This is a genomic window from Shewanella metallivivens, from assembly GCF_028750675.1.
In the GTDB taxonomy this organism is placed as follows: Bacteria; Pseudomonadota; Gammaproteobacteria; order Enterobacterales; family Shewanellaceae; genus Shewanella; species Shewanella metallivivens.
In genome coordinates, this window is the sequence record NZ_JAQQPZ010000004.1 from 84,287 (window position 1) to 103,703 (window position 19,417).

The window sequence follows — 19,417 nt, forward strand, 5'->3', positions numbered from 1 at the left end:
ATGATAAGTAAAATAACAATGCGAGTTTACGCATTACTATTACTAAGCTGCTGCCTAGTGTCATTTTCTGCGTTGGCATTAAATATCACCAACACCGATGTACAAACGATCATCGACCAGAGTTCAAGACCGTTTACAGGACAAATTTTAATCAATGATAACCAACAAACTTATGTCGACCTAACCCGAGGAGAAGGCATTAATGCCGACAGTCGTTTTTTAATTGGTTCTATTTCTAAAACCATCACCGCCACTCTGGTATTACGCGCTGTTGATCAGCAAAAAATATCCTTAAACGATGACATAACTGATTATCTGAATATAGTGACCGAACACCCAATCACTATCGCGCAGTTACTCAATCATACCTCGGGTATATTGCCGCCTAAATCACCGAGCCTTAACGCACAATCGCAGTTTATGCCTAGTAGTCAATTTAGCTACTCAAACTATGGCTACAAACTGCTTGGCGATATTATTAGCCAGCGTTACCAACTGCCCTACGCAGATCTGGTCAATCAATTTGCAGCGCAATATCAACTAGACATCAGTGCTGATGTGGGTGAAATAACCGACTTATACACACAACAACCACGATTAGTGCACGGATTTATGGAGCAACAACAGCAACAAGTGCTGTTAGATGAGTTCACCATAGATAATGGTTTTATTGCTTTTGGTGCAATGCAAGCCAGTAGCCAAGGCATTGCTGCATTTATTGCAGGCCTTAAACAACAGCAGTTTTTATCTGCCACGAGTTTAAAAGCAATGACCTCACCTAGCGCCAAAAGACTGCATCGTTGGGGTGAGCTCGATTATGGTTATGGCTTGCAAATTAATCATCGGGATGGGCTAATCGAATACAGTCACAGCGGTTACCTACCCGGCTACATCAGCCTTATGCTGTATTATCCGCAAGCGCAATTAAGCGTAGTCATTTTAGAAAATACCTCATGGGATTTAGACAATATAGAGCGTGTTTTTGGTTTGCATGACAAAATTCGCCAGACCATAAGAAATCAATTAAAAACTGACGAATAATCTGACGCTACGCTGATAACTCGCTATAATAGCGCTTCGTCACTTGACCTAAACTATTTATGCGCAGCCGCGCCAGAGAACCTTATGATTAACAATGATATTCTTCGCCGTATTCGTTTTGTGTTTGATTTTTCAAATGCCAAAATGATTAACATTTTCAGCCAAGCTAATACCGACATCACCTCAGATCAAATTATTGCACTGCTGAAAAAAGAGGACGAGGAAGGCTATCAAGCGTGTAATGACAAATTAATGTGTCAATTTTTAGATGGATTGATTATCAACAATCGCGGTCTAAAACCAGGTACCGAAGTACCCGCGCCATTAAAGCAATTAACCAATAACCTGATCTTCAAAAAATTACGCGTTGCCCTAGAAATGCGCGAAGAAGATATTATTGCCACCTTAGCCTTAGCAGATTTTGCCATGTCTAAGTCAGAGCTTGGCGCATTGTTCCGTAACCCTGACCACAAAAACTATAAAACCTGTGGCGACCAAGTGTTACGTAACTTTGTAAAAGGCTTATCGATTAAACATCGCGGCAAGTAGTCTCACGACAAATATTGAGATAACGCTCTATAAATGCACAGCTTAGGCTGTGCATTTTTGTTTGTGCGACAGAATTAAAACAAGCCTCACTGAAAGAATGCTTATTGATGAGAACAATAATTCTATACCATTGCGCGTTAATAAGTGATGGCTCAGCGAGAGTTTAACAGGGCTTAAACAAGGCGCATGACTGAATGAATAGTTATTCTCTTTTGAAGTCATACAACGCAGTGTAAGCCCTTTTAAAACTCGCCTAAAAGGAATATCCCAGCAGCTTTTGCTCTACATTCTCGCTATTTGAGGCAGCACCATGACAATACAGCTTAATCGAAAACAGCTGGACGCATTCTGAGTGGTCACTTATTGATGCGGATTGGTATCATCATAAAAAACGTGATTTTAATCACTTAACAGACCACAAAAAACATCAGACGTGATAATCTATCCTGATAAATATTCTAATCACAAACACACACATTAAGGTTCCCCATGGACGATAATAAACGCCCCCTATATCTTCCTTTCGCTGGTCCTGCGATTCTTGAATCTCCTCTGCTTAATAAAGGCACTGCATTTAGCGAAGAGGAACGTATTTACTTTAATCTCGAAGGATTATTGCCTTGGGTGATTGAAACCATTGACGAGCAAGCATCACGTGCTTACGACCAGTTCAAAAGTTTCAATAACGACCTTGATAAGCATATTTATTTACGCAACATCCAAGATACAAACGAAACCCTTTTTTACCGTTTACTGCGTAATCACATCAGCGAAATGATGCCGATTATTTATACCCCGACCGTAGGGTTAGCCTGTGAGCGTTTCTCTAAAAATTATCGCCGTAACCGTGGTTTATTTATTTCATATACCAATAAAGACCGCATTGACGACATTTTAAATAACTCTACTCGTCATAAAGTTAAGGTGATTGTAGTCACAGACGGCGAGCGTATTTTAGGCCTTGGCGACCAAGGCATTGGCGGCATGGGGATCCCCATTGGTAAATTGTCTTTATACACCAGTTGCGGCGGGATCAGTCCGGCATATTGCCTAGCCGTTACCCTAGACGTGGGCACAGATAACCCACATTTATTAGAAGACCCTATGTACATGGGTTGGCGTCATCAGCGTGTTGGTGGTGATGAGTATGCCGAGTTTATTGAAGAATTTATGCAAGCAGTAAGTCGTCGCTGGCCAGATGCGTTAATCCAGTTTGAAGATTTTGCGCAAAAAAATGCCATGCCACTGCTTGAGCGTTACAAAGACAAATACTGTAGCTTTAACGACGACATTCAAGGTACTGCTGCGGTGACCGTTGGGTCATTACTTGCCGCTTGTAAAGCGGCTAAGAGTAAATTGAGCCAACAACGTGTCACCTTTTTAGGCGCCGGTAGTGCAGGTTGTGGTATTGCTGAAGCCATCGTGGCACAAATGGTTGCCGAAGGCATTAGCGACGAGCAGGCACGTTCACAAGTCTTTATGGTTGACCGTTGGGGCTTACTACTGGACAACATGCCTAACCTGTTGCCTTTCCAACAAAAATTAGCGCAAAAGTGCTCAGAAGTTAACGCATGGGACAACTACAGCGACCATATATCACTGCTAGATGTAGTGAACAATGCAAAACCAACAGTGTTAATTGGCGTGTCTGGCGCACCGGGACTGTTTAGCGAAGAAATCATTCGTGCCATGCACAGTCACTGCGAACGCCCAATTGTGTTCCCGTTGTCAAACCCAACCAGCCGTGTTGAAGCCACGCCAAAAGATATTTTACACTGGACATCTGGCCAAGCATTAGTGGCAACAGGTAGCCCGTTTGAACCTGTCGTCATTAATGGCGAAACATTCGAAATCGCCCAATGCAATAATAGCTTTATCTTCCCGGGGATTGGTTTAGGCGTATTATCTTGCGGCGCGAAACGCGTATCAGATGAAATGCTCATGGCGTCAAGCCAAGCGTTATCAGAATGCTCACCATTAGGTAAAAATGGCACGGGCTCGTTATTACCCAAACTGGAAGAAATTCAAGAAGTCAGTAAATACATTGCATTTGCTGTTGCCAGAACGGCTATCGATCAAGGCTTAGCATTACCTTGTACAGACGAGCTGCTTAAACAGTCAATTGACGCAAACTTCTGGGAGCCAGAATACCGTCGTTATAGACGCACCGCATTTTAATTATATTAAGCACCTTGAAACAAAAAAATCCCAGCTTGGCTGGGATTTTTTATGTTAAGTAAACACAAATTAAGCAGACATGACTTGCTTAAAACTGTTTAACATTGAGCGATCGTTGCGGGCTTTTTTCAATTTACGCAAACATTCTTTTAATGACTGCTCAGCTAAACGACCAAACACCCCGTCGTATTCATTGTTATTCATTTCTTCTTCAGAATCGGCACTGTCGGCAATTTCTTGTGCCACACGGCTTAATTGCATCCAGGCATTGGCAATATAAAAGCCATGAAACTCTGCTTTAGTCATTAACTTTTGAGCACTGCCAGGCAATGCATCCCAAGCCTGAGTAAACGCATTGGCATTGTCTGCAAGTAGTTCTTTAAACAAGCCTTCATATGCCTCTAACAGCGTCTCTGGTAGTTGGTCCATCGGTAGCACTTTATTGGCGACATTAAACGAAACTTGCTTGGCGACATCTTGATACTGCTGATCAACATTACTCATGGCTTTCTCTCTAACATGTTAATAGGCCCTAAGTTCGTCACTTAGGCTTGATAACAAAGCCTACTCATCTGTTCAGCTATGCTCATCAAGGCGTCTTTATACCCGGGTGTAAAAGCGAATGCAAATTTGACTTAAAACCTTAACAAGCCGTCTACCTTGATTATGTTAACCATGTTAGTTAACACCCGCTATACTGTGTAGCTCAAGCTGAATCAGTTTTTTAACAATGTAAACGGTAAAATGAGAGATACCAAACGGTTAAAATAATAAATCGAGTGATATTATTTCAATGCTCAACGTTATCCTAACGGGTTATGCAACAAGACTTTTACAATTAAACACGCTACCCTACAAACTGATAGCTCGTTCAATAATAACCACAAATGAGACTTCGCAGCTTTGTTTACGACTAAACTACTCAATATTATAATATTGGTCAGCATCATAACGATGCCCTTCATTGTTAATGCAAACACCATTGATAATCCCCGCGCGGACGAAATTTTCCAACGTATTGATACCGGGGGGTACTCGTCTAATGATGAATTACACCAATTACTCGAAGAATATAAAACAAGCATCGCTGTTGATGATACTGTCCGCCAACAATTACACATAAGGTTGACCTGTTGGAGCCAGCCAGCCAATAGTATTGAACAACTCAATTCTGCCATTCACTACGCCGACAAATACCTAAATATATACAAACAACCAAGCCTGTCTGTCATTCAGCTTGACTTAGCATTATGTAAAACCTGGTTTTTACACCAGCTAGGTAAAAATCAACAAGTATTTGAGCAATTAGACAGCATTATCGACAATGCCTACTTACTAGAGGACCCACGCTTAATTGCAGATAGCCGCACCATTCGTGGCAGCATTTTATCTTACATGGGTAATTTCAGTGCAGCACTAGAAGACCTTATCACAGCGCAAAACTTATATGAGTCGCTCAATCTCGAGTATTGGGCTAACGTCAATTTAGGCCAAATAGCCAATAGTTATCGCCGCTTTGGCGATGCTAAAACCGCATTAACATACCAGGGTAAACTTGAAAGTTTCTACCTAAAAAGCAATCAAGCCTATTCGGCAAATCTAATCAATATTGAAATGGGCATGTCACTTGAAGAGCTTGGGCGTTACCAAGAAGCCAATGAACGCTATCAAAGGGCACGTGAATTTTGGCTTAAAGAAAATGAATTATTAGCCGCAGCAGACATGGCCGTCAGTATCGGGGGCAACTTTATTAACTTAAATCAGCTAGAACAAGCCAAAACCCTGCTTGAGCAAGCCCAAAAACATATCACTCCCGATGTTGCGAGCAGTTATAGTTACATGAATTTATACCTCGCCAAAGTCCACCAGCAATTAGGCAATCACAACCAAGCGCTTGAATATATACAAACAGCCGAAACCGCCTTTAACGAGCACAACAATACTCGTGGTCTCAATCAGGTATTGCATTTAAAAAGCCAAGTATACCAATCATTAGAACAATGGTCTGACGCCTATTATTCCTTATTGGCTTATGTTGACGCACACGAAGCGCTCGACAAAAAAACCTTGTCTGACAGAAACTCCGAGATGCAAGCACGCTTTAACACTGACAAAATTCAGTCAGAAAACGAGTGGCTCATTCAACGAGACAAAGACAAAGAACAACAATTACAAATCCTGCAACGTAATGAACAAATGCAGATTATTATTATTGTTCTCGTGGCCATTATTTTAGCCATTGTATCAATATTCGCTTACAAACAACTTATGCGAAAACAACAGTTTAAGTTTTTAGCATTAACCGACGAGCTCACTAAACTGTCAAACCGACGTGACACTTATGCGCAAGGACAACATTTTTTAAAAGCGGCTCAACAATCGGCTAAGCCCTTCTCTATTATCTCTTTCGATGCCGATCACTTTAAAAAAGTGAATGACAACTTAGGCCACGAGATAGGCGATAAAGTACTCGTCAAATTAGCCTCAATTTGCTCAAGTATGATGCGCGAAACAGATGTGGTTGGCCGAGTGGGCGGCGAAGAGTTTTTGGTGTTATTACCCAATATCGATAAAACCAAAGCCATTGAAATTGCAAATCGCTTAATTGACACCATCGCCAATTATGATTGGAGCCAAATTTCACCCCACTTACAACAAACAATCAGTGCAGGGGTCACAAGCTACAGTAACGAAACTGAGTTATCACCATTATTACTTAAAGCCGATAAAGCACTCTATTCTGCCAAAGCCGCGGGTAGAAACTGTGTCAAAGCCGAGTAAAACGCGTATAATTTCTGCTTGTTTACTCAATAATAGTACTATGACTGCAACGACCCCAGCTTCAACGCCAGAGCAACATATCGATCTCACTAACCAAACAGTTGAGCCGTGTCCTTTAACGGCGGCTCAACTTGACGTGCTCAATCGGCAAATAAAGCAGTGGGGAAAAGAGTTGGGGTTTGCCCATGTTGGGGTTAGCGACGTTGATTTAAGTCAGCACGAGGCCAGTTTGCAACAATGGCTGGATAATGGCTACCACGGTGAAATGAACTACATGGCGAGCCACGGCATGATGCGCGCACGCCCTCACGAGCTACACCCCGGCACCTTACGAGTGATTTGTGCACGCATGGATTACCTGCCACCTGAGGCAGGCTTTGCCAGTAATTTAACCCACCCCAATTTAGGTTATATATCTCGGTACGCAGGCGGGCGTGACTATCATAAAATGATCCGTCAACGGCTTAAAAAACTCGGCGATAAGATTACTGAACACTGCAAAACCCTAGGGTTTGATGCTACCGACTTTAGGCCATTTGTTGACTCAGCTCCGATACTCGAGCGACCATTAGCTGACAAAGCAGGCATAGGTTGGACCGGTAAACATTCGCTGATTTTACACCCCGAGGCTGGCAGTTGGTTTTTTCTCGGTGAACTGCTCATTAACCTGCCCTTACCGTTAGATATTCCAATAGAAGAAGGCTGCAACACCTGTGTTGCCTGCATAAAATCATGCCCAACCGATGCCATCGTGGCGCCTTACGTTGTCGATGCGCGCCGCTGCATTTCATATTTAACCATTGAGTTACAAGGGGCGATACCAGAAGAATTTAGGCCTTTAATTGGTAACCGAATTTACGGATGTGACGACTGCCAATTAGTGTGTCCAGTCAACAGCAAAGCGCCACTGACCGCAGAGTCTGACTTTCATACCCGCCAAGCGCTTATTCAACCTGAGCTAATCGATTTATTTACTTGGTCAGAAACCTTTTTCTTACGCCAAACAGAAGGCAGCGCCATTAGACGAATCGGCCATAAACGCTGGTTACGCAATATCGCCATAGCATTAGGCAATGCCCCTGCAAATCCAGAGATCATCGCCGCACTAGAGCAACGCAAGCTCAGTGATGAAGTCGACGACATGGTAATCGAACACATCGACTGGGCAATTGCACAACAACAGCAAAAAGCACCACAAGAAACGATTTCACGTAAAACCCAGCGCGTCATTAGAGCAATACAAAAAGGCCTACCGAGAGATGCTTAGGCTTTTGTAAACAAATCACTAGGCAATATAAATAATCGTATCAAAACTGCCTATGCGACAGTGAACCATTGTCAATAAATCTAACCAGGGCAAGCCTTTTTCTGAGCTGCCTGTGCGGCAGTGAAGAGAATTTTTAGGAATCCTTTCAAATAATTCCATCCACGCGCCTGCGGGAGGCGCGATGTGGGTGAGTAAATTAACTATTTGGGCTAGAGGTTTCAATCCACGCGCCTGCGGGAGGCGCGATAATGCTGAAATTGTGTTTGATAGTGGTGATTTGGTTTCAATCCACGCGCCTGCGGGAGGCGCGATTACAATAGGTCAAGCTGTTAATGAGTATCATCACGGTTTCAATCCACGCGCCTGCGGGAGGCGCGATTACATAGTTGCCTACCTTGAGAATAAATTAGATGTGTTTCAATCCACGCGCCTGCGGGAGGCGCGATTTGCTCTGCTTAATGATGCGGACGGTAGGCAGTGGTTTCAATCCACGCGCCTGCGGGAGGCGCGATTTGCTTCGGTGAATGCTGCTGTGCCTACTAAGAAGTTTCAATCCACGCGCCTGCGGGAGGCGCGATTATCCATATCAATAAAAATAATAAGTTCATGGATGTTTCAATCCACGCGCCTGCGGGAGGCGCGATTATCTTGGTCATATACGTTTGTTGTATCCACATCTGTTTCAATCCACGCGCCTGCGGGAGGCGCGATTGGTGCTAACCACAAGTGACAGTGCATGATTAGGGTTTCAATCCACGCGCCTGCGGGAGGCGCGATTTAATACAAGTATAACCGTAAGGTTTGCCGTTGTAGTTTCAATCCACGCGCCTGCGGGAGGCGCGATTCTTCGAACTCTGGGCGTTCGAATTTAACGTACGGGTTTCAATCCACGCGCCTGCGGGAGGCGCGATTAAATGTATTATGACGTTCTTGTCAACACGCAACGGTTTCAATCCACGCGCCTGCGGGAGGCGCGATTTAAAACCAGACCAAATGCCGGAATCAGGTTTAAACGTTTCAATCCACGCGCCTGCGGGAGGCGCGATTCCAATCAAGCTCTTGGATGTTATACAAAACTCTGTTTCAATCCACGCGCCTGCGGGAGGCGCGATTTTTTGTTGTTTCAGTCATCGATCCTAATGGCAATGTTTCAATCCACGCGCCTGCGGGAGGCGCGATTCAACAGCAACAACCGAGGAGCTAGCCGAACGATTGTTTCAATCCACGCGCCTGCGGGAGGCGCGATTCCAACAGGTTTGGCCTCGATAACGCGCAATAGTGGTTTCAATCCACGCGCCTGCGGGAGGCGCGATTGAGATCCAAACCAAGCTGAGACGTTGGAGATCAGTTTCAATCCACGCGCCTGCGGGAGGCGCGATATATCTTTAACGCCCAGCTTACTGGTTCGCTCGTTTCAATCCACGCGCCTGCGGGAGGCGCGATTACCCTGTGATTGTTGCCACAATACCCGTTGTAAATGTTTCAATCCACGCGCCTGCGGGAGGCGCGATTATCGCGTCAAGGCATCGTGTTCTTTGACGTTGATGTTTCAATCCACGCGCCTGCGGGAGGCGCGATTTGCGGTATGCCAAGGCGCCAGACCAATGTCAACGTTTCAATCCACGCGCCTGCGGGAGGCGCGATTGTCGTTGATGCCGTGCCGCTTCGGTATATTTCAGTTTCAATCCACGCGCCTGCGGGAGGCGCGATTAATGGCCAATGATGAGACAACGGGAAATCAATTGTTTCAATCCACGCGCCTGCGGGAGGCGCGATTGCATATATACGAGATAATATGCCGCATTTGGAGGTTTCAATCCACGCGCCTGCGGGAGGCGCGATTTTCGCGCTGATAACATGCGTGACATGTCATTCTGGGTTTCAATCCACGCGCCTGCGGGAGGCGCGATTCCATTAGATATGGCGACCCAAAATTCACTGTGCAGTTTCAATCCACGCGCCTGCGGGAGGCGCGATTGCAAAGGCAAAATAAGAGATTTGAGAGCAATGGGTTTCAATCCACGCGCCTGCGGGAGGCGCGATTAAAAGGCAATCACGCTAAGGTTAAATTAAACATGTTTCAATCCACGCGCCTGCGGGAGGCGCGATTATTTATGGTTTGATCATGATGATTTGGGATACGTGGTTTCAATCCACGCGCCTGCGGGAGGCGCGATTCGTTCGCGCCAGTTAATTTTTAAAGGTGTTATATGTTTCAATCCACGCGCCTGCGGGAGGCGCGATTCAGCCTTAATAGCTCGTGTATCGCCCTTGACGGGGTTTCAATCCACGCGCCTGCGGGAGGCGCGATTAAATTTTATTAGGTAAATATACGTAATTTACTAGTTTCAATCCACGCGCCTGCGGGAGGCGCGATTCCGCTACATACCTGACCAGCAATTGATAGACATAGTTTCAATCCACGCGCCTGCGGGAGGCGCGATTTGCTGCGTATGATTTTAATTGCATTTCTGTAGAGTTTCAATCCACGCGCCTGCGGGAGGCGCGATTATGAATTGCCAATAAGGGCGGATTTATGGAGATGTTTCAATCCACGCGCCTGCGGGAGGCGCGATTATGCTTTTCACACTCACGGTTAAGCTGAGCAAGTGTTTCAATCCACGCGCCTGCGGGAGGCGCGATTTGACCGCTCGACAGTGAATTACGACTATTACGTCGTTTCAATCCACGCGCCTGCGGGAGGCGCGATTATATTTAATAATATCTGATTGTAATCATCAGTTGTTTCAATCCACGCGCCTGCGGGAGGCGCGATTCGAGGCTCAATTAGACCTGCTGATGAAAAATCAGTTTCAATCCACGCGCCTGCGGGAGGCGCGATTAATTGACGCCATTGTGCCAACGGCAGACGCTTGGTTTCAATCCACGCGCCTGCGGGAGGCGCGATTATGCCAGCCATTAACACCGTAACGAACCTCAAAAGTTTCAATCCACGCGCCTGCGGGAGGCGCGATTAACGGGTGAACTCTACGCATCTGTTCAAGTCTTGTTTCAATCCACGCGCCTGCGGGAGGCGCGATTAGGCAAATCAACATCAATATAGATTGTGCTCTGAGTTTCAATCCACGCGCCTGCGGGAGGCGCGATTTCTTCTGCACAATACTCTTCAAACTCTGCAAATGTTTCAATCCACGCGCCTGCGGGAGGCGCGATTCATCAAAGGCGCTTTAATTATTCCGCTTATAAATGTTTCAATCCACGCGCCTGCGGGAGGCGCGATTATGCCAGCCATTAACACCGTAACGAACCTCAAAAGTTTCAATCCACGCGCCTGCGGGAGGCGCGATTAGCCTTCAAGGAAAGCTAGATACGACATAGCATAACTAAGCTATTGCCGCTAACTTATACTAAAAACTGTTACTTTCGAAAAGTAACCAATCAAATTAAATAAAAGTTTTATTTTTAAAGAACTTAAAAATCGCTAGATCACTAGGATTTTAATGAGAGCTGAGGCATAGCGGCTAAAGTATTAAAAGGTCCCTAAAAATATCTAAGGCGACTTTGGCACCATGATGTTCAACTTTAGTTTTCCAGTTCTTACCTAATTTATAAAAACGTAAACTGTCTACTTCTGAGTCGTAAATTGATAACAGCTTATCTTTAAAAATGAGCCACTGCGTTGCATCTATTTCACATTCAAATACAGAGTATTGCACTCTTACACCATAGTCTAAGCATACTTTTGCAAGTTGCCTGAGGCGTTTTTGACCGTCCTCACTAACAAAGGATACATCGTAAGTGACTAATACCATCATGGTAGTCTTTCCTTATTTTTTGATCACAAATGGAGGATAATGGGCTAGGTCACCACGTATATGCCGTGCGAGTAGCATGGCTTGAACATGCGGTAATAAACCAATTTGCACCTTTTCTTGCAAAAAAGGGTGCATAACTTCTTCTTGTTTTTTAGCTTGATAAGCCTGAAAAACTATCTTACGCGCTTCGTCTTTTATGGTTACACCACCGAGACAATCTGTGTCAAAGTCCTTCGTGGTGAGTGTTTTATTGTTAAAGAGTTTTAAGGCAATGCTATCGACAATGTAGGCTCTAAACTCTTCTAATAGATCGAGTGCTAAACTATTTCTGCCTGGTCTTTCTTTGTGTAAAAAGCCGACTTGCGGGTCAAGTCCTACACCTTGTAATGCGCCACTAATCTCTTGCCCTAACACAGAGTAAAGTAGTGAAATAACAGCATTAACAGGATCTTTGGGTGGCCTGCGTGTGCGCTTACTGAATAATTGTGTATTGTCGTTGTCTTTAAACATGTCAGCAAACGCTAAGAAGTAATGTGATGCCGCCTCTCCTTCAAGCCCTAAAATTGTCCCGTAGTCGGTCACTCCTTTTAGTTGCTCGATAATTTGCTTTAAACGCTTAATGGCTTTTTCTAACTGTGCTGTACTGCTGTGATTGCGCCTAAAGCGTAAAAGCAACATACGAGATGAGCGTATTTTTGCGGCGACAATATGTTTGGCAAGTTCATTTGCAGCCTGCTCTTGAACACTAAATTGCTGCCTACGCAGCAATACATTACCCGTTTGTTTACCAACAACATTTGCTAGAAAACGACCATGCATATCAAAAAAAGCGAGATGCGTGCCATTTTCACCACAAAAGCCAAGTAACTGCGGCGAAACCATAATATTGCCAAAACAAAATATGCTTCCAATAGAATGAATAGGAAGCTGCATCAGTTTTTGTTTTTCGCCATCCACTTTTTGTTCAATCAACAAGGTTTCGCGTTGCTTATGCAAATAAACGCCATCTTTGGTGATATAAAGCGAGTTTTGCAGTTTTTTCATTCAACCTCCATGTCAAATAATGCGGCTACGTATCCGCTTGAACCATCATTATTGGTTAAATCTGGCTGACATATCTCAATCAAAGAACATGCCTTACAGTGTTTACCTTTTATTGGCGGAGGCGTTTTTCCGTTTATAAATAACTGCTGCACTTGTGCTATTAAGGCTTTTGTTTGCGTTCGTAGTGGGTTATCGAATTCAACATCTATTCGCTTGCGTGTTTGCCAATACCAAAGTGCGCCATTTGGAACTGAAACTGATAGCATTTCTTCAATACAAAGTGCTTGCGCGCACAGCTGTACTTTGTCTATATCGCTGGCTTTTGGCTTACCTCGTTTATACTCAACAGGAACGAATTGATTACTTAGTTTATGGTGCTCTAATAAGTCTAATTTACCTGTTACACCTAATTGTGGCGCAGTAACTACTACGCCACGTTCAAAGCGCACACCTTTACGGGTTTCTGGTTCGCCGTTATCAACTCGCTCATGTAACTGCCGCCCATGTGCTGTTAGGTAGTTTTCTTGCCACACTTGCTCTAAGTGGATCAGCGCACATTGGCGCTGACAAAAAGCAAAGTGTTGCAGTGCTGAGATATTAACTAGGCGAACCTCATCCATTAAAAACCTTCTATCACTTCTGGACTTAACCCTTGCAATGACGACATTAATGAATCATTAAGTGCCGATGTTTCGATAGGTAAACCTTTTTCAATATACTCACGTAACGTGTTGTGTACTTTTGCAGAAGAGTATTGCCCAGATTTGGAATCGTGCTGCCACCAGACAAGATGTGAAATTCCCATAGAACCTTCTGGGCGTGCTGATGATGCATCTCCTTCAAAGAGTTTTACCAACACCGCTTTTATCTTAGCTGCATCTTCATTGCTAAAACCTGTTTTTTCAGCCAATTGCGGCGTCATTGCACCAAAAGCAACATAGGTTGCTTTGTCCACTCGATGTTTCATCCCCATGGTATCTGATGACTTTTTAGTTCCGTCACCTTCGCCACTGACGCTTTTAGTAATTTGTGTGCTAGTAATACTGACGGGCTCGATACTAAAAGCGCTTTGAATAGTCACAGGACCTCTAACAGGTATTGAAACACCATCAGAGCCTGTGCCTTTAAACGCAAACACTTGGCCAAATGCACGCACATCAAACCATTTCTCACAGCATAATTGAGCAGCTTTGTGTGGCGCTGTTTTTTTACTGTTGAACGCGTCTTTACCTAAACCAAATTCGTCAGATTCGGCGCGATTTCGCAAGCTTGTCATGCTATCGGTTTTCTTTTCATCCGATTGCACAAAAATGCTCTCACCCGCTTCTTGTAAACGATCTCGAATTTTACGCTTTAAACACACATCGGTAATTTCGCCAAAGCCATCGTAATCGGTACGCGGGCGATTGCCATTAAGTGGATCGCCATTTGGGTTAGCGTTTAATACGTTAAAAATTAATGCAAAATCGATTTTATTTTGTAATGACATAGTGATGTTCCTTTTCTTAAACTGTTTCTTCTAGGGATTCTGTTGTTTGCTCAGTAGTAAGTTTTTTAACCCACTGACCTTTCTCGACTTTATGGGTTTCTAACCACATCATTTGGTTATGAAAACCAAGCAAAAACTCAGGGCTTAGTTTTTGGTTTGAGGTAAAGTCAACAGGATTAAACATATCGGTTATTTGACTAATCAATGTTTTCGTTACTTTGTCATACCCTTGATAGTTATTAAAAAGTCGTTGCTGGTAAGGCACTAGGGCATTGCTGATGTTTAACCATGTTGAAGCAGGCTTATTAACAAATTGCGTCATAAAACGCTCTGCCGTTGTTAAACGGTTTGCTTCGCTACTTGAGAGCGCAATTTTTTCAACCTTGTTCGCCACTGCCAGTAAACGACCGAACAAATAGTCGCGACTGGCATTCTCTAGTTGTAATGCCATTGGGTATTCCTTTTGAATAGTTGAATTGGGTGTTCGGGTGTAAAATCCTTTGATCAGCGAGCAAGCAATACCTAAATTTTGTAACCAAAGCCAAGTATGATCAGATTTATAGGCGACACGATTAATTGCTCGGTGAAACGCGCTTTGCATTATGTCTTGTGGAATAGGTTTGCCCTCAACAATACACGGGTATAAACGAGTTATGAGGTTCTTCTTTAAAGTATCCGCTGATTTAAGTACGTCGCCGTAAACACCGTCAAGCGCTCTGAATAAACTCGGGGCACTGTAAACCCATTGCCACTGCTCGTTGATTTTGACTCTCTGTTGCCAACCAAGATCGAGTTGCCATTGCTCTAATCGTGCTAAAAACTCTTTTGCAATGGTTTCTCGATAATACAATATCCCCATCCTTCCGGGCGTGGCGGAATCTAGCCCCAGCAACGCAATTTGTTCGTTATCATCCAACTGGTGTTTAGTTTTTATACCGTTAAAGTGACGTTTTAACTGATTGGCGTATGCGCGGCCTAGATCTTGTGAGTGATCTACGCTGTCTGTTTCTTCTAAGAAACTGGCAAAGTCATTAAAGTCTGGTTTGGTTGGTTCAGGCACCTCTTTCGCCGACACCGCCCAAGCTAAATAAACTTGATCACCATTTCTGAAAACACTTTGCTTGGTTAACAAGCAACGCAGTGCATTGTGCGCTTTTTGTGTTACTTCAAAGCTAATGTTGCAAGCCTCTTCATTTGATAAAAAACGTCCTCGAAAGGTATAACCGCTTTTGTCATTGGCAGAAATTAATTTAGCTTTATCGCCACTGTGGCGAATTTTGGCTGGATGATTACTCGCCACAAGTTTGTCTTCGCCTGTGGCATAACATAGAGCGTGGCTTTCACCATTTTGACTATCAAAAGCAATCCAACTTTGTTGAATGCTGGAGTCAAGCCAAGTTTTTGATTGTGGTTCGCCCGGTACTTCAACGCTCCAACATACAAGCGCAGAACCTTGATCAAACAACCCTTTTTCTTTCGGTAGAATTTTTAATAGTGCAGGAGTTTCGCCCTCATCTTGCCATGTTGTAAGCAGTTGCCCACTGTGTTCATGTAGAACTTTGTCACCAATTAAGTCTGCCACCACAGTGCCTTTGGCAATATATTGGTACACTGCTCGCACTGCGGGGTGGCGATACTGAGACTCGCACCAAGCTTTTAATTGTGCTTGATAGAGCTCAAATCCTGACTTTTTAATGCCACCAAAAACAGCGTAGTCTTTCGCAACATATTGAATTTTGTCTGCCAATGCATGTGCACATAGACCACTGCTGCGCCCAGCTGACTGCTCAGTTGCAGGTAAGACTACTTGTGCTTTTTCAAGCACTTCAGCACGAATAAACTCACCTTTATTGTTGATAGCTATATGAATATGCGCATTTTGCAGAGTATGACAAATTGGCATCACTTGTTGTTCAAATGGCATGGTGTCATTGAGTTTTTCAAGCTCACCGTAGGTTTTATAAAGCGTTGTTAACCAAGTCATAAGCAAGTCTCCGTTTGCTCAACACTTTGCACGTTTTGTTCAAGCTCAAAACTTTTGGCGCACATATTTCTCACGTGGCGCATTACTGGACAGGCTGTAACAACTGGATATTCAATTACGCCGTTTCTCATTACGCCATGCCAGAATCGACTAATCAGTTCGTCGTTGCCTGTTTCATCTGGGTAACCAAAACTGTGAAACATTAAGCCAAAACCTAGCTCGTCAATATTATCGTAAGCGCCTTCGCCTTCGCCAAACACACAGGGTTCAACGTAACCTTGGCAATCTCGAGTGCCTAAAAAGATGTCTTGTCGGCCACCTTTTTCAAGCATGCGTTTAGCAATAGCAAAGTGTTTACCATCGACTCGATCTTTCGCAAGTTCGGGTCGATGCTCATTCCACTCAAAATGCGCTTCAACTTGATATTCAACGTCATGCAAAAAGGTGTAATACGCTAAAGTATTACCCCCTCCCCAGTTCAATGGTTTGGTGCCTTTGGTTTGAGTACGTAGTGGTTTTATCACCCTAACTCTATCAACATGCCAAACGAGTGTTGGTTTCCAGTAGATCGATTTTAAAACGCCTTTTATCGCCTCGTAGGTGGGAATGTGATAGGTACACTTTTCACCTCCGACTTTGGTGATAGGGTCGGTAAACAACGCATACCTGCCCCATAATCTAAAACTAATACTGTTTTTCACATGGCTCTCCTTGTTAAAAACGTGGTCGTATTTAAACAATTAAATCTGACTGAACATTGGCTACCTCTAAGCTCAAACCAAAGTCTTGCCTGTAAAATTCCTCACTTAAATAAAATACGGCTTCGTCTTGTGCTATTGGGTACACTGCCTGCTGATCAATGAGCTTTTGCCAAACATTGGGAAATATATTCACACTGTATTTTTGTGCGGCTTTTAACAGGCAGCGATAACTTGATGCATCAAAGCGCTTATCTAGCGCACATAACTGCGTGATGATGACTTTTGCTTCTTCATTGAACGGCACGATCACTGAATGCACGGGCGCATCAATGGCGTTAAACTGTTTGGCAGCCGTCATAAAAGACTGCTTCAGGGCAAACGGTGTTTTATTGATATTTCTTAGATTGCTACTTAATAAATTAAGCAAGGTTTGGTCTTGCTTCGCCGGATAGCTCATCTCTTTGTGGCGCTCATAAAAGTAGTATTGAAAATACCGGTTCATCGCTTCTGGTTTAAGCAAGTCGTTCTCGTTAAACTCGGCGAATATTCTTATTGTGGCTGCAATACCCGTTTTAATATCGTGGAGCATGCCAATATTTTCTTTAACAGGATTAAGCACAAAAACATGGCCTTTTTGCTGCTTGCCATTTCGGTTGCAACGCCCTGCCGCTTGAGCGATTGAGTCAAGCCCTGCAACAAATCGAATTACACAGCCAAAATCAACATCCACCCCCGCTTCAATAAGCTGTGTACTAATACACAAAGTTGCCAACCCGCTTGCTAACCGCTCTCTGACTTCATCTAAAATTTGTTTACGGTGAGCCGAACACATACCGGTACTTAAATGGAAGATTTTTGTTTCATCAGTAACTTGGCTTCCAAACGATTGAAATAACGTTTTCGCCCACGCCTTGGTATTTACAATCACTAAACAGCTTTTTGCCGCTGATAATTGCTGTTGAACTAATTCTGTGATTTCGGTTTCATTCCAACCGCCTTTTTTTGTTATGTTTTTTAAGCTCACTCGTTCTAGCTGTTGATAGAGCTTGTCGATATTTGGGGTAAGTTCATTTTCTTGCGATAATTGCAGTTCACCAAATGGCTTTATTGGGTCGGGTAACTGATTGAGTAAAGGTTGGGTAGCGGTACACATTAACGCCGTGGTGTTGCAGAACCGCGTTAGGTAGTTAATCGTGTTATTAAATAGATGCACACAACGAATAGGAAGCGTTTGAATTTCATCAAAAACCAGTACCGCATTGCTGAGTTGGTGCATACGCCTTGACCCGCGAGTACCACTGGCAAACGCACTTTCTAAAAACTGCACCATGGTTGTAAGTACTATGGGCTTATCCCAATTTTCACAGGCAAGTTTTGAGCGCCACGTTTGTTGCTCTGGTTCTAGGCTTGAATGATGCTCTAAAACCCAATCATCAGTATTCACCTCATCTAAAACCCCACGAATGGCATTGGCATTTTGTTCAATGATCGAGGTAAATGGGATTATGTAAATAATCCTATCTAGGTTGTGTTTTTTGGCATGATGCAAAGCAAAGCGCAGGCTAGCATATGTTTTACCGCCCCCAGTAGGCACGGTTAAACTGTATATTCCTGTTTCATCTTGCGCACGATGAAAACAATTATCTGATATTTCAGCTCGAATATGATCGATTGGATTAACTGGATCAAACTGAACGATAAAGCTTTCAATTCTATCGCAAGCAAACGCCCAATCAGGCAGCTTAAAGCGCTCAAGTTTATTGCAAGGTTGCTCAAAATCAGCACTGTCAATTCGGTCAGCATCTATTAGGCAACTAAACATCATTTTGGTAAACATGCCAAGATAATAGTCATGCTCAATTGCTGAAAGCTCGAACCTATCGAACATAGCTTTAAGATGTTTGCTGCTTTCTAAAATAAACTCAAAACTCGCGAGTAACTGCGCTTGCGAAAGTAACTCAGGATCAGCGTTTTTGCTACATTCTTTTAGGTGAGTTAATTCATCATGCTTTTTAATTCTGTTTGTAAAAACGTTTTCACTTTCTGACAAACTATCTATCAGCCCACTATGGTGTGATGCAATACACATACTGAGTGCTTGAGCAATTGCTAGTCCGTACGGTGTAAGTGTTTGGTCTTGTTGCTGCAATTTCCCTATGTGAGGCCACAGAGCTTTTAATACCCATTGAGCACCGGCGCTTGAATGGTCGATTTTACCTTTTAAACTTTTGCTCGTTGGACTTTCAGAGCTACCCTCATCATTATCAGGGTTATAACCTGTTTGCTCTGTAATAATAAGACGCATGTAATTTTGAAATGCACTGCTGTATTTTCCAAAGTCATGCATTAAACCAATGAGTTGGCCTTGCTTTTCAAAACCCACCTTCTTAGATAGTTTGCCAGCCAACTCACTCACAGCCCATAAATGCGCCTTGACACTTTGATGCTGTTTACCCTTAAAGTCTGGATGTGCTACGTAAATCGTTTTTAAATCCGATAGGCTTAAGTCGTCCATATTCACCTCTTTGTGCCAAGTCCTTGCACTGTATACCGTTTAATATTTACTCATCTATACTGTTGTTTTGCACAGGTAAAGTCAGTTTACCT

At 43.6% G+C, this 19,417-nt stretch carries 13 protein-coding genes and 1 CRISPR repeat array; of the genes, 5 read left to right on the plus strand and 8 right to left on the minus strand.

The features are described from left to right. The 3 genes from PQR79_RS07370 (at position 1) to PQR79_RS07380 (ending at position 3,768) form a co-directional block, all read left to right on the plus strand. Entirely contained in the window at positions 1-1,041 is a 1,041-nt protein-coding gene (locus PQR79_RS07370) for a serine hydrolase domain-containing protein (RefSeq protein WP_274408431.1), read from the plus strand. A gap of 84 nt (positions 1,042-1,125) precedes the next feature. After that, positions 1,126-1,590 (plus strand): YehS family protein, encoded by a 465-nt coding sequence (locus tag PQR79_RS07375; RefSeq protein ID WP_238106775.1) that lies wholly within the window; start codon positions 1,126-1,128, stop codon positions 1,588-1,590. 489 nt (positions 1,591-2,079) lie between these two features. After that, positions 2,080-3,768: an NAD-dependent malic enzyme gene (locus tag PQR79_RS07380; protein WP_238106774.1), complete on the plus strand. Its 1,689-nt coding sequence runs from the start codon at positions 2,080-2,082 to the stop codon at positions 3,766-3,768. A gap of 69 nt (positions 3,769-3,837) precedes the next feature. On the opposite strand, the gene PQR79_RS07385 is transcribed toward PQR79_RS07380, so the two are convergent. Continuing rightward, on the minus strand, positions 3,838-4,272 hold the full coding sequence (locus tag PQR79_RS07385) for a DUF3069 domain-containing protein (protein WP_238106773.1): 435 nt from the start codon (positions 4,270-4,272) through the stop codon (positions 3,838-3,840). 450 nt (positions 4,273-4,722) lie between these two features. Between PQR79_RS07385 and PQR79_RS07390 the strand changes: the two genes are divergently transcribed. Both PQR79_RS07390 and queG read left to right on the plus strand, forming a co-directional pair. Next, positions 4,723-6,549: a tetratricopeptide repeat-containing diguanylate cyclase gene (locus tag PQR79_RS07390; protein ID WP_238106772.1), complete on the plus strand. Its 1,827-nt coding sequence runs from the start codon at positions 4,723-4,725 to the stop codon at positions 6,547-6,549. 40 nt (positions 6,550-6,589) lie between these two features. Further along, positions 6,590-7,816, plus strand: a complete 1,227-nt coding sequence (gene queG / locus PQR79_RS07395; protein ID WP_238106771.1) for a tRNA epoxyqueuosine(34) reductase QueG — start codon at positions 6,590-6,592, stop codon at positions 7,814-7,816. Positions 7,817-7,967: 151 nt separating this feature from the next. After that, a CRISPR array of direct repeats spans positions 7,968-11,125; the repeat unit is 33 nt; unit sequence GTTTCAATCCACGCGCCTGCGGGAGGCGCGATT. 173 nt (positions 11,126-11,298) lie between these two features. Here queG and cas2 read toward each other — a convergent pair. Genes cas2 through cas3 form a run of 7 tightly spaced genes read right to left on the minus strand, consistent with a single transcriptional unit; the run spans position 11,299 to position 19,325 of the window. Beyond that, on the minus strand, positions 11,299-11,592 hold the full coding sequence (cas2, locus tag PQR79_RS07400; protein WP_238106770.1) for a CRISPR-associated endonuclease Cas2: 294 nt from the start codon (positions 11,590-11,592) through the stop codon (positions 11,299-11,301). A 12-nt stretch (positions 11,593-11,604) separates the two neighbouring features. Continuing rightward, positions 11,605-12,636: a type I-C CRISPR-associated endonuclease Cas1c gene (cas1c, locus tag PQR79_RS07405; RefSeq protein WP_238106769.1), complete on the minus strand. Its 1,032-nt coding sequence runs from the start codon at positions 12,634-12,636 to the stop codon at positions 11,605-11,607. Then, positions 12,633-13,256, minus strand: a complete 624-nt coding sequence (gene cas4, locus PQR79_RS07410) for a CRISPR-associated protein Cas4 (RefSeq protein WP_238106768.1) — start codon at positions 13,254-13,256, stop codon at positions 12,633-12,635. The genes cas1c and cas4 overlap by 4 nt, the downstream gene beginning before the upstream one ends. Beyond that, positions 13,256-14,125 carry a type I-C CRISPR-associated protein Cas7/Csd2 gene (gene cas7c / locus PQR79_RS07415; RefSeq protein WP_238106767.1) on the minus strand — a complete coding sequence of 290 codons (870 nt, stop codon included), beginning with the start codon at positions 14,123-14,125 and terminating at the stop codon, positions 13,256-13,258. Before cas7c ends, cas4 begins: the two co-directional genes overlap by 1 nt. Positions 14,126-14,141: 16 nt before the next feature. Then, positions 14,142-16,109: a type I-C CRISPR-associated protein Cas8c/Csd1 gene (gene cas8c, locus PQR79_RS07420; protein WP_238106766.1), complete on the minus strand. Its 1,968-nt coding sequence runs from the start codon at positions 16,107-16,109 to the stop codon at positions 14,142-14,144. Beyond that, a complete protein-coding gene (cas5c, locus tag PQR79_RS07425) occupies positions 16,106-16,810 on the minus strand; it encodes a type I-C CRISPR-associated protein Cas5c (RefSeq protein ID WP_238106765.1) in 705 nt (234 codons plus the stop codon). The genes cas8c and cas5c overlap by 4 nt, the downstream gene beginning before the upstream one ends. A 31-nt stretch (positions 16,811-16,841) precedes the next feature. Next, on the minus strand, positions 16,842-19,325 hold the full coding sequence (gene cas3, locus PQR79_RS07430; protein WP_238106764.1) for a CRISPR-associated helicase Cas3': 2,484 nt from the start codon (positions 19,323-19,325) through the stop codon (positions 16,842-16,844). Positions 19,326-19,417: the final 92 nt, after the last annotated feature.

What these genes read in the sequence shown, in the direction of transcription:
- PQR79_RS07380 (WP_238106774.1), top strand. Translation starts at nt 2,080, where the DNA reads ATGGACGATAATAAACGCCCCCTATATCTTCCTTTCGCTGGTCCTGCG.
- PQR79_RS07375 (WP_238106775.1), top strand. Translation starts at nt 1,126, where the DNA reads ATGATTAACAATGATATTCTTCGCCGTATTCGTTTTGTGTTTGATTTT.
- cas8c (WP_238106766.1), bottom strand. Translation starts at nt 16,109, where the DNA reads ATGACTTGGTTAACAACGCTTTATAAAACCTACGGTGAGCTTGAAAAA.
- cas3 (WP_238106764.1), bottom strand. Translation starts at nt 19,325, where the DNA reads ATGGACGACTTAAGCCTATCGGATTTAAAAACGATTTACGTAGCACAT.
- PQR79_RS07370 (WP_274408431.1), top strand. Translation starts at nt 1, where the DNA reads ATGATAAGTAAAATAACAATGCGAGTTTACGCATTACTATTACTAAGC.
- PQR79_RS07385 (WP_238106773.1), bottom strand. Translation starts at nt 4,272, where the DNA reads ATGAGTAATGTTGATCAGCAGTATCAAGATGTCGCCAAGCAAGTTTCG.
- cas1c (WP_238106769.1), bottom strand. Translation starts at nt 12,636, where the DNA reads ATGAAAAAACTGCAAAACTCGCTTTATATCACCAAAGATGGCGTTTAT.
- PQR79_RS07390 (WP_238106772.1), top strand. Translation starts at nt 4,723, where the DNA reads ATGCCCTTCATTGTTAATGCAAACACCATTGATAATCCCCGCGCGGAC.
- cas4 (WP_238106768.1), bottom strand. Translation starts at nt 13,256, where the DNA reads ATGGATGAGGTTCGCCTAGTTAATATCTCAGCACTGCAACACTTTGCT.
- cas7c (WP_238106767.1), bottom strand. Translation starts at nt 14,125, where the DNA reads ATGTCATTACAAAATAAAATCGATTTTGCATTAATTTTTAACGTATTA.
- cas2 (WP_238106770.1), bottom strand. Translation starts at nt 11,592, where the DNA reads ATGATGGTATTAGTCACTTACGATGTATCCTTTGTTAGTGAGGACGGT.
- queG (WP_238106771.1), top strand. Translation starts at nt 6,590, where the DNA reads ATGACTGCAACGACCCCAGCTTCAACGCCAGAGCAACATATCGATCTC.